Here is a 1,314-nt window from a genome sequence, read left to right as displayed (position 1 = left end):
TCAGCACTCGATGACGTTGACCGCCAAACCACCCCGCGACGTCTCCTTGTACTTGTCCAACATGTCCCGACCCGTATCCCGCATCGTCTTGATCGCCTTGTCCAACGACACGAAATGCTGACCATCACCCCGCATCGCGATCCGCGCCGCGGCGATCGCCTTGATCGAGGCCACCGCATTCCGCTCAATACACGGAATCTGCACCAACCCCCCGATCGGATCACACGTCAACCCCAAATTGTGCTCGATCCCGATCTCCGCCGCGTTCTCCACCTGCTCAGGCGTCCCACCCAACACCTCCGTCAACCCCGCAGCCGCCATCGAACACGCCGAACCCACCTCACCCTGACACCCCACCTCGGCACCAGAGATCGACGCGTTCTCCTTGAACAACACCCCCACCGCCGCCGCCGTCAACAAGAACCGCACCACCCCGTCATCATCCGCACCCGGCACGAACCGCGCGAAATACGTCATCACCGCCGGAATAATGCCCGCCGCCCCATTCGTCGGCGCCGTCACGATCCGCCCCCCAGCAGCGTTCTCCTCATTGACCGCCAACGCCCACAACCCCACCCAGTCCATCGCATGCAACGGATCCCGCTCCGCCGACTCCGCCTGCAACCGCCGATGCAACTGATGAGCCCGCCGCTTGACCTTCAACCCACCCGGCAACACCCCCTCCTTACCGATCCCCCGCCGCACACACTCCGACATCACCCGCCACAGAACCAAGATCTGCTCACGGATCTCCGCCTCACTGCGCCCGAACGCCTTCTCGTTCTCCAGCATCAACCCCGAAATCGACAACCCCGTGTTGGAGCAATGCTTCAACAACTCCCCCGCCGTCGTGAACGGATACGGCAACACCGTGTCATCCGGCTTGATCCGATCAGCACCCGTGGCACCCTCATCCACCACGAACCCGCCACCGACCGAGAAATACACCTTCTCCCGCAACGAACGCCCCCCGGCGTCGAAAGCGGTGAACCGCATCCCGTTCGGATGCTCCGGCAACGAGATCTTCCGCTCGAAGACGAGATCCTCCCCCACCACGAACGGAATCTCATGCGAGCCGAACAACGTGATCCGGCCCGAGGCGCGCATCTGCGCCAGCCGCGCCTCCACCCCGTCCACATCGACCAGCTCCGGCTTGTCCCCCGACAGCCCCAGCAGCACCGCCTTGTCGCTGCCGTGCCCCTTACCGGTCAGCCCGAGCGAGCCGTACAAGATCGCCTCCACCCGCGCGACCCGCTCCAACAGCCCATCGGCCTGCAACCCACGGGCGAACTTGTGCGCGGCGGCCATCGGCCC

1 protein-coding gene is annotated in these 1,314 nt (G+C 64.6%); it reads right to left on the bottom strand.

All coding sequences use genetic code 11. The features are described 5' to 3' along the window. Positions 1–1,314, bottom strand: a 1,314-nt coding sequence (locus AB0B45_RS51495; RefSeq protein ID WP_358146394.1) for an L-serine ammonia-lyase, incomplete at its 5' end; no start/stop codon positions are given.

This window comes from Nonomuraea sp. NPDC049152 (assembly GCF_040648355.1).
Classification (GTDB): domain Bacteria; phylum Actinomycetota; class Actinomycetes; order Streptosporangiales; family Streptosporangiaceae; genus Nonomuraea.
This window is presented reverse-complemented; position numbering and strand designations above follow the sequence as displayed.